The organism is Shewanella sp., from assembly GCF_051658185.1.
Classification (GTDB): domain Bacteria; phylum Pseudomonadota; class Gammaproteobacteria; order Enterobacterales; family Shewanellaceae; genus Shewanella.
Genome location: NZ_JBOFMC010000199.1, coordinates 1 through 8,139 on the forward strand (window position 1 = coordinate 1; position 8,139 = coordinate 8,139).

9 protein-coding genes are annotated in these 8,139 nt (G+C 48.3%); 5 read left to right on the forward strand and 4 right to left on the reverse strand.

Features of this window, described 5'->3' with window-relative positions:
* The 4 genes from ACRCZA_RS07880 to pspA form a co-directional block, all read right to left on the reverse strand.
* Positions 1-1,252: YcjX family protein (locus ACRCZA_RS07880; RefSeq protein WP_438673904.1), on the reverse strand; the 1,252-nt coding region annotated here is incomplete at its 3' end.
* Positions 1,253-1,358: 106 nt separating this feature from the next.
* Positions 1,359-1,745, reverse strand: coding sequence for an envelope stress response membrane protein PspC (gene pspC, locus ACRCZA_RS07885; protein WP_438673905.1), 387 nt, complete (start codon positions 1,743-1,745; stop codon positions 1,359-1,361).
* Positions 1,732-1,989, reverse strand: coding sequence for an envelope stress response membrane protein PspB (gene pspB / locus ACRCZA_RS07890; protein WP_438673906.1), 258 nt, complete (start codon positions 1,987-1,989; stop codon positions 1,732-1,734). The genes pspC and pspB overlap by 14 nt, the downstream gene beginning before the upstream one ends.
* 18 nt (positions 1,990-2,007) lie before the next feature.
* Positions 2,008-2,691, reverse strand: a complete 684-nt coding sequence (gene pspA, locus ACRCZA_RS07895; protein ID WP_438673907.1) for a phage shock protein PspA — start codon at positions 2,689-2,691, stop codon at positions 2,008-2,010.
* Between the two features lie 177 nt (positions 2,692-2,868).
* On the opposite strand from pspA, the gene pspF reads away from it, so the two are divergent.
* From pspF to ACRCZA_RS07920, 5 genes are all read left to right on the forward strand, one after another.
* Positions 2,869-3,966, forward strand: coding sequence for a phage shock protein operon transcriptional activator (gene pspF, locus ACRCZA_RS07900; protein ID WP_438673908.1), 1,098 nt, complete (start codon positions 2,869-2,871; stop codon positions 3,964-3,966).
* A gap of 68 nt (positions 3,967-4,034) precedes the next feature.
* Positions 4,035-5,660 carry an ABC transporter substrate-binding protein gene (locus ACRCZA_RS07905; RefSeq protein WP_438673909.1) on the forward strand — a complete coding sequence of 542 codons (1,626 nt, stop codon included), beginning with the start codon at positions 4,035-4,037 and terminating at the stop codon, positions 5,658-5,660.
* The gene (locus ACRCZA_RS07910; protein WP_438673910.1) at positions 5,660-6,691 is read left to right on the forward strand and encodes an ABC transporter permease; all 1,032 of its coding nucleotides are present in this window, start codon (positions 5,660-5,662) and stop codon (positions 6,689-6,691) included. Before ACRCZA_RS07905 ends, ACRCZA_RS07910 begins: the two co-directional genes overlap by 1 nt.
* A complete protein-coding gene (locus ACRCZA_RS07915; protein ID WP_438673911.1) occupies positions 6,678-7,568 on the forward strand; it encodes an ABC transporter permease subunit in 891 nt (296 codons plus the stop codon). The genes ACRCZA_RS07910 and ACRCZA_RS07915 overlap by 14 nt, the downstream gene beginning before the upstream one ends.
* A gap of 3 nt (positions 7,569-7,571) precedes the next feature.
* On the forward strand, positions 7,572-8,139 hold a 568-nt coding region (locus ACRCZA_RS07920), incomplete at its 3' end, for an ATP-binding cassette domain-containing protein (RefSeq protein ID WP_438673912.1).

The window sequence follows — 8,139 nt, forward strand, 5'->3', positions numbered from 1 at the left end:
CCCTGCCTTGCACCACTTCAACCTCTCCCGCCGGCGTACTTACCATCCCATGGCGCGTCGCCTTAATGGCACTGATCGCCATCATTTCCACTTGGCAACCCTCAAAGCCGGCAAAATGTTGGCTGTGATTTAACATATCAGTCAACAGCGACAATACATGACTCTGCTGATCACGCGTCACATGATCAACCTTGCTGGCCGCAAATAATAATCGGTCAATACGCGGCGCAAATAACCGCCGTAAAAAACTCGACTGCCCAAAATGGAAACTTTCCATAATGCTATTGAGCGCGGCCCCCATATCTTCAAATTGGGATTTGCCGCGATTCAACGCACTAAAGCAATCCACTAACACGACCTGTCGATCAAAACTGGCAAAATGGTGCTTATAAAAAGGCTTAACGACCTTAGCCACGTATTCTTGGTAGCGCTGCTCCAGCACATGGAAGCCACTTTCTTTATTAGTTTGTGCCAGCGCGCTGAACTGCGCATCAGTGAGCAATAACAAAGGGAAAAAAGCCAACAAAGGGGCGCCGAGCCATTCACCGGGCAATAACATTCGTCCAGGTTGTGCTTGATAGTACCCTTGCACATGCACAAGATCATGGAGCAGTTGCTGATACTGATCGGCTATCTGTTTTAATTGCTGCTCATCGGCATTGGCCCCTAAATCTAATGACGCTAAGGATTGTTCAAAGGGACCATATAAGGGCGAGCTTTTAAGCTGCTCGATACGCGCTCGCTGAGCACGGCACCAGCTCACAAAGTCTTGGCGCAGCATAGGCAAGTCGAGTAACCATTCGCCAGGATAATCAACAATGTCGACATAAAGGGTGGCAGTATCCGACAATTTAGCCAATAAGCCCTTTCGCGGTTGATATTTAATGGCCAAGCGTAATTCCGTAATGCTACGGGTTGATGCTGGCCAGGTTGGACTCTGCGCAGTCAGGGCTAACATGGCGCCTTGATAATCAAAACTGGCAATTTCTAGACTCGGCTGCATCGAGCGCTTAACCCCCAGCAAACGCTGATCGCGGCTCACTTGCCACAGCGGTAATCCATTGTGATGACGCGCATGTTCCGCCACAGGCCCAGAATGAAGTAATTGATTGACTAACCCTGTAATAAACGCCGTTTTACCCGCCCCGGCAAGCCCGGTAACCGCTAAACGAACATGCCTATCGGCGCTGCGATGTAACAGGGCCTGACCCTTTTGAGTTAATTTATGGAGCGAGGAGTCAAACATTCCCATAGAAACTGCCCTTATGTCGAAGGAGGTTAAGAATGCCCCCAATGGAACGCGCTAAAGCAACAAGGGCGGCCAAGGCCGCCCTTTAGAAGGACCACAACAGTTGCTACTACAAGCTGTTGATTTGTCTTTTTAAATCAAAGTTATCTGAGGTGACGTGGCGCTCTAAATTTTGTAGCCTGATTTCCAAACTGCGAAATTGCCGACTGACATCACTCAAAGCTTGCTTAGCCGGTTCTCCCGACTGCCACGGTTTCTTCTTCAGCTCAATATCATCTCTAGCGTAATGGTTTTGTGGTTTGATGTCTAAAATCACCCACAAGGCCACATAGATAATAAATACAACACCAGAGCCGCCGAGTAAGAAAATCGATACCGTCAACACTCGCACTAGCCAAGTTTCAATCGCAAAGTACTCTGCAATACCTGCACATACCCCCGCGATTTTACCCAACTGAGGAATACGGTACAAAGTACGGCCATTAGTTCCTCTCATGTTGGCCCCTCCACTCCTGCTTACCACGCCACTCGGGTGACTCTGCATCCAAAATGGCCTCTAAGGTCTCAATGCGTGCCGCCATTTTATCCGCTTTAGCAATCAAGTCATTCAGCTGCGTAAACTCTTCTTCAGTGAGTCCCTGGCTCACTTGTCGCTTACTGCGATAATGAAGAACTAACCATATTGGCGCGACTATCACCATGAAAATAATAATCGGCGCCATCAGTACGTCCATATCCATAACTCACCTCTGACATTGTTATTCTTTTGACTGCGCCGGTGCGGTGCCTTTTACCTTGGCCTTTAGCGCCGCCAGTTCGGCGTTCACAGAATCTTCAGCTTCGAGTGCTGCAAACTCATCGGCTAAGGACTTTTTGCTCGCAAGATCATAAGACTCCACTTGAGCTTCTAAGCCTTCAACGCGGCGCTCATATTGCTCAAATTTAAGCATCGCATTGTCAATCTTGCTGGAATCGAGCTGTTTTTTCACCTCTAAACGGGACGATGCGGTTTGGGTGCGCAAAATAATCGTCTTTTGGCGCGCCTTGGCATCGAGCAGCTTTTCCTGCAATAGGCTGATCTCTTCCTTCAAGCGGGCGATATGTTCATCAATCACCGCCAACTCCTGATTGAGGGTATCGGCTAATGCAGTGGCTTTTTGCTTTTCCACTAAAGCCGCTTTGGCCAAGTCCTCACGATCTTTTGATAAAGCAAGTTCAGCTTTATCTTGCCAATCTTGCACTTGCTCTAAAACCCGATTAATGCGACGTTGTAACTCTTTCTTTTCAGCTAACACTTTTGCCGAGGTTGAACGCACTTCAACCAGTGTATCTTCCATTTCTTGGATAATTAAGCGGACCATTTTTTCAGGGTCTTCAGCTTTATCCAGCAATGCGCTGATATTCGAGTTAATAATGTCAGCGAAACGAGAGAAAATTCCCATAATCCTATCCTCAAATTGATGTTGGTCTCGCTTAAGGTATTACACTATCCGTGCCAACTTTTATTTTATCTTAATATACAATACTTTAAACAAATAATTAACTTTTGCTTTCTTTTATAGCCCAAGCCAATTATTATCATTTTCACCAAATTTTAGCACGAAAGACTAAAAAATATTGTGGATACTAACTTTCAACAGGATAACTTGATTGGACAATCTAACGCACTGCTCGAAGTGTTAGAACACGTGTCCCAAATTGCGCCGCTCTCTAAACCGGTCTTAATTATTGGCGAACGGGGCACAGGTAAGGAGCTTATCGCTGAACGCTTACATTATCTTTCCAAGCGCTGGGATCAGAGCTTTATTAAGCTTAACTGTTCATCATTAAGCGAAAATCTACTTGAAAGTGAACTCTTTGGCCATGAATCTGGGGCCTTTACAGGCGCTAAAGGTAAACACGAAGGGCGTTTTGAGCGCGCTAACGGTGGCACGTTATTTCTCGATGAATTAGCCAATACTTCGGGCCTGATTCAAGAAAAATTGCTGCGCGTCATTGAATACGGTGAATTTGAACGCGTGGGCGGCAGTAAAACGGTCCAAACTGACGTGCGCTTGATCTGCGCGGCCAACGAAGATTTACCTTCCTTAGCCCAGGCTGGGGAATTTCGCGCCGATTTATTAGATAGGCTCGCCTTTGATGTGATCACCCTGCCGCCACTGCGCTGTCGCCCTGAAGATATTATGACGCTCGCCGAATACTTTGCCGTCGGGATGGCACGCCAATTAAAACTCGAGCTTTTTAGTGGCTTTAGTGCCCGCGCGGTTGAGCAGTTAATGAGCCACAACTGGCCTGGAAATATCCGCGAGCTTAAAAATGTGGTCGAGCGCAGCGTCTATCGTAATGGCGGCGAGCATCGCCCTATTGAGCAAATTATTCTCGATCCCTTTGCGTCGCCCTATCGGCCAACGACTCGCCTCAAAACCCGTGAACGTCAATGCGCTCCCTTACCTGAGGCTGCGCCCATAGCGCCCCACAGCACAGCGCCTATAAGCCCGCAACCCTTAGACGCCCCGTCAATGCCTGCGCCCTTAGGCCATGGATTTCAATTTCCGCTCGATTTTAAACAATATACCGAGCAATACGAGATGGATTTGATCCAGCAAGCATTGGCCGCGAGTCAATATAATCAAAAGAAAACCGCTGAGCTACTCGGTTTAAGCTACCACCAGCTTCGGGGGATCCTAAAAAAGTATAATTTCCTCGATAAAGCATAAGCCGATTGCTCAGGGAGGAGATGCACTGCTAAAATGGCTTTCATAGTTCATAAAATAATGATTTATAAATGAGAGTGCTAATTAGACGCCTGTACCTCACGGTAGCAGTTTCCTGCATGAGCGGGTTGTTGGTGGCCTGTGGCCCACAACAACTCCCTTCCGGCTTGGTCTATTGCTCCGAAGGCAACCCTGAGTCTTTTAATCCGCAATTGGTGACGTCTGGCACCACCATTGATGCAACTTCCCATCAAATCTACAGTCGTTTAATAGACTATGACCCTCTATCTGGTCAGCTCATGCCTGCCTTAGCGACCGCGTGGGAAGTGTCGGAGGATGGGCTCAGTTACCGCTTTATCCTAAGGGAAAACGTCAAATTTCAGCAGTCCAAGCGCTTTAGCCCGAGCCGTCCTTTTAACGCCGAGGACGTGTTGTTTTCCTTCAATCGCATTATTGATACAGCTCACCCGTATCACAATGTATCCCGCAGCGGCTATCCCTTTTTTCAAAGTATCGGTTTTGCTGATCTCGTAAAAAACATAGAAAAAATCAATGACTATGAAGTCATCTTTCATTTACAGCGCAAAGATGCTTCATTTTTAGCCAATCTGGCGACCGATTTTGCGGTGATCTTGTCTGCCCAGTATGCTGAACAACAATTAGCCCTCGGTCAGCCCGAAAATGTCGACCATTTTGCCATAGGTACAGGGCCATTTACCTTAGTCCAGTATGTAAAAAACGAATATATTCGCTATCGCCGTAACCCCGATTATTGGGGAGAGCCTGCTAAAATTGATATGTTAGTTTTTGATATTACAACTAAAAGCACGGCAAGATTGGCAAAACTTATCACTGGCGACTGTAGTGTGTCGGCGCTGCCAAAAGCCAGTGAGTTACCCGTCATTAAACAGCACCCACAATTACATTTAGAATCGCAACCCGGGCTCAACGTGGCATTTTGGGCTTTCAACACCCAAAAACCGCCACTGAATGATGTCCGGGTGCGCCAGGCGCTTGCCTATGCGGTAGATAAGAAAAATATTCTTCAAGCGGTTTATCAAAACACGGCCCTTGAAGCCAGCGGTTTGCTGCCGCCCACATCATGGGCCGATGACGACCAACCCTCGCCAGAAAGCTACAACCCACAAAAGGCCCGAGCGCTTTTACAAGAAGCCGGCGTCAAACAGCTGACCATCGATATTTGGGCCATGCCCGCGGCGCGGGCCTATAACCCTAACGCATTAAAAACCGCAGAGTTAATCCAATCTGATCTGGCCAACATCGGCGTTAAAGTGAATATTATCAGTTACGATTGGAGCGTATTTAGCCAAAAATTAAACCATGATGCTTATGATTCGGTGTTAATTGGTTGGAATGCCGATAACAGCGATCCCGACAACTTTTTTACCCCGTTACTCAGCTGCTCGGCCATGAAATCGCACAATAATCGCTCACGCTGGTGTAATGCCGAATTTGACGATCTGCTCGAGCGCGCAAGGCAAGCTCCAACCCAAGCAGAACGTAAGGTCTTATATCAACAAGCGGAAGCCTTTTTGACCACGGAAATGCCGCTACTGAGTTTGGCCCACGCTAAGCGTATCGCCTTAACCCGAAGTGAAGTAAAAGACATGAAATTAACGCCCTTTGGCGGAGTTTCCTTTGCTACCACCCAAAAAATGCTGCCGGAGGCTAACTGATGTTGCGATACCTTATTCGGCGCCTTAATCTTTTTTTGGCGACGTCAGTGATGATGATTGCCGTGCTGTTCTACGCCACCAGTTTGTTTCCGGTTGAGCGCAGCCTAGCGCTCAGTGGTATCCACGCGCCCTCAGAAAGTCAACAAGCCCAAATCGCGCAAGACTATAAATTAAATGAGAATCAAGCATGGCAATTTCTTGCTTATTCGCAGCAAAGATTAACGGGGAATTTAGGCGTATCGCTCACGTCCCATCAAAGCGTCGTCAACGAATTAAGCGCCGTTCTGCCGGCCTCGTTTGAGCTCGCCATCATGGCCGGTATGATTGCTATTTTTTTAGGGGTTCCGCTTGGCGTTCTCGCCTCACAAAGCCAACATAAACTCACTCAAAATACCATCATGGCGATTACCCTAACGGGCTATTCAATCCCGGTGTTTGGTTTAGGTTTATACCTGATTTTGTGGTTTGGGGTGGAGCTTGGCTGGTTACCTATCTCCGGCCAACTCAATCTGTTATATGAGATAAAACCCGTCAGCGGCTTTATGTTAATTGATATTCTGTTATCTGATTCGCCATATCGCATCCCCGCTTTCAAGGATGCGCTGCTGCATATCATTTTACCCGCGACCACCTTAGCCGTACTGCCCTTTACGGTGGTCGTGCGCAGTACCCGCTCGGCGATGATGAATGTGATGAATCAAACCTTTATCCGCGCAGCCGAAGCGAGGGGGACACATACTCACCGAATTATTTTGCGCCACGCCCTGCCCAATGCCTTAATCCCGGTGCTGAAGCAACTCGGGTTAATGCTCGGTTCCTTTGCCAGCTATGCGATTGTGGTTGAAGTGATTTTCTCTTGGCCCGGTGTGGGCTCATGGTTAGTGTCTGGCATATATCAACGGGATTATACCGTCATCCAAGGCGGCATTTTAGCGGTGGCGCTGCTGATTATCTTCCTCAGTATTTTAATTGAAGTCCTGCATACGGTGTTTAATCCTCTAAGTAGAAAGGATCTCTATGCGGCCCATTAATATTTATCAAGAAGATCAAATCGCCTCGCCGATGCTAAGAATGTGGCTAAACTTTTCTGCCAATCCCTTTGCTTTGGCCGGTTTGTGGACCATCGGCTTTTTACTGCTATTAACCGTCTTTGGCCCTATGATTGCCCCCTTCTCCCCCGAAGCACAGGATCCTAAAGCCTTGCTGCTGCCACCATCCTGGGACCCTTCGGGCACAGTGGCGCACTTTTTAGGGACTGATGACCTCGGCCGCGATATTTTTAGCCGTCTACTGCATGGGGTCCATTTAACCTTTGGCATGGCCTTACTCATCGTGATCACCTCCCTTGTCACGGGCTTTATCATCGGGTCCTTTTCCGGCATGATGCGCGGGTTAAAATCGAGCATTCTGGGACATTTACTCGATGCCTTACTGTCTATACCTTCGTTATTGATGGCCATTTTAGTGGTGGCAGTGCTCGGCCCAGGGCTTGAAAATGTCTTTTGGGCCGTGGGGATCGCCTTAACCCCGCAGTTCGTCCGCTCTATCCACCAAGCGGTGCAAGAAGAGCAGCAAAAAGAATATGTCACTGCGGCGCGATTAGATGGCGCCAATGCGTTACAAATTTTCTGGTATGTGATCATGCCTAATGTGTGGGAAGTGGTAATTATCCAAACGACCTTGGCGATTTCGGCGGCCATTTTAGATATTGCCGCCCTCGGCTTTTTAAATCTTGGGGCGCAAGCCCCAAGCGCAGAATGGGGCTCGATGGTCGCTCAAGGTATGGATAATCTCTTAACCGCACCTTGGACGGTCACCATCCCAGGACTGGCGATCCTTTTTAGTGTGCTAGCCATTAACTTGGTTGGCGATGGCTTAAGATCGGCGCTTGCGCCCATCAGAAACTAACCTATGCCCTTACTTGACGTACGAAATCTTACGATTGAACTCGATACCCCCCACGGCAAAGTGCGGGCCATCGAGAAGGTCAGCCTCACCCTCAATGCCGGTGAAATTCATGGTTTAGTTGGTGAATCTGGCTCAGGGCGCAGCCTGTTAGCCAGAGCCATTATCGGTATTCCGGGCCCAAACTGGACCATCACTGCCGATCGCATGATGTGGGATGGCCATAATCTGATGGCCATGAGCGCCAAAGAACGGCGCAACCTAATGGGCTCGGATATCGCCATGATTTTCCAAGACCCCTCTGGCAGCTTAGATCCCGCCCAAACCGTGGGTAAGCAAATCCTGCAGGCCATGCCGAGTCATCCAAAAACGTATTTTTGGCAACGCCGTAAACAGGCCAAACTGACGGCACAAAAGTGGTTACATAAAGTGGGGATCAAAAATCCGCAAAAGGTCATGGCAAGTTACCCCTGGGAATTATCCGAAGGCGAATGTCAAAAGGTGATGATCGCCATGGCCGTCGCAAATCAGCCAAGGTTATTAATTGCCGATGAACCCACCAACTCGATGGAGC

Coding starts and splice junctions, on each gene's coding strand:
- ACRCZA_RS07910 (WP_438673910.1), top strand. CDS start 5,660: ATGTTGCGATACCTTATTCGGCGCCTTAATCTTTTTTTGGCGACGTCA.
- pspC (WP_438673905.1), bottom strand. CDS start 1,745: ATGAGAGGAACTAATGGCCGTACTTTGTACCGTATTCCTCAGTTGGGT.
- ACRCZA_RS07915 (WP_438673911.1), top strand. CDS start 6,678: ATGCGGCCCATTAATATTTATCAAGAAGATCAAATCGCCTCGCCGATG.
- pspB (WP_438673906.1), bottom strand. CDS start 1,989: ATGGATATGGACGTACTGATGGCGCCGATTATTATTTTCATGGTGATA.
- pspA (WP_438673907.1), bottom strand. CDS start 2,691: ATGGGAATTTTCTCTCGTTTCGCTGACATTATTAACTCGAATATCAGC.
- ACRCZA_RS07905 (WP_438673909.1), top strand. CDS start 4,035: ATGAGAGTGCTAATTAGACGCCTGTACCTCACGGTAGCAGTTTCCTGC.